Annotated in this window: 1 protein-coding gene; it reads right to left on the minus strand. The window is 78.0% G+C overall.

Annotation, left to right across the window (positions count from 1 at the left end):
* The coding region (locus RZ84_RS41755; RefSeq protein ID WP_241777865.1) for an FAD-dependent oxidoreductase at nucleotides 1-805 on the minus strand (805 nt) is incomplete at its 3' end.
* Nucleotides 806-1,077: the final 272 nt, after the last annotated feature.

The raw sequence follows: 1,077 nt of genomic DNA on the forward strand, positions 1-1,077 counted from the left end.
CCGCCGTCCAGCCGGCCAGCGAGTCGCGGATCCGCGCCACCAGGGCGTCCGGCGTGACCAGTTCGCGTCCCGGCGGCAGCAGCCAGTCCAGCCGCCAGACGCCGCCGGCCAGCGGGCGGGCGGAGACCTCGGCGACCGGGCCGCCGCCGTGCCGGGCCGGTGAGCGGTGCAGCAGGGCCTCGCCGGGCCAGGGGAGTTCGGTGCGCAGCGCGGCCACCGCGTACCGCTCGACGGCCGTCCGGCCCGGGAAGCGGATGTCCAGCAGCTTGCGGACGGTGGACCGCGGGCCGTCGCAGCCGACCAGGTAACTCCCGCGCCACGACGTCCCGTTGGGACCGCGGGTGTGCGCGGTGACACCGTGCTCGTCCTGCTCGATGCCGGCGAGCCGGCTGCCGGTGGCGACCTCGGCGAGCCGCTCACCGGCCAGCGCGGCGCGTAGCGCGCGGGTCAGCGCGTGCTGGGGGAGGTGGATCGGGGACGCGGTGGTCGCCGGGCCCGCGGCACCGGTCGCGCCGGTCGCACCGGGGGCGCCGGACGGGGCGAAGGCGACGCGTTCCAGCAGCCGGCGGCGGCGCATGGTGCGCCAGGCCGACCAGCGGGTGCCGGCGCTCTCCAGGGTGGCGGCGCAGCCGAGCCGGCCGACGAACGCCGCGGTGTCCGGGCGGAGCACGGCGGTGCGGGCGGGCCGGGTGTCGTCCTGGCCGCCGCTCTCGTCGAGGACCACCACCGGGACGCCGGTCCGGGTGAGCGCGAGCGCGACCGAGAGGCCGACCGGACCGGCCCCGACGACGATCACCGGGTCCACGGGGCGGCTCCCTCGGTCCGGCGGTACGTACGGGACGTGCGGGAACTGGCAGTTGGAGCCCGGTGCGTGATCACACAGCGTATGCAACCCATTGCGACCGCTGGCGTCAAGTGACGGAGGCGGCGGCACCGTTGCCACCGCCTCCGGACGGGCCGTATCAGCCGGGGAGTGGCTGACCGTCCCGTCAGCCCTTGGTGCCCGCCGCGCCGTCCGGGGCCGCACCGGCGGCCTCCATCGCGTCCGTGGCGGTGACCGGCTCCCCCCCCCCCCGC

Origin of the sequence: Streptomyces sp. CT34 (assembly GCF_000805335.1) — a bacterium.
Classification (GTDB): Bacteria; Actinomycetota; Actinomycetes; order Streptomycetales; family Streptomycetaceae; genus Streptomyces.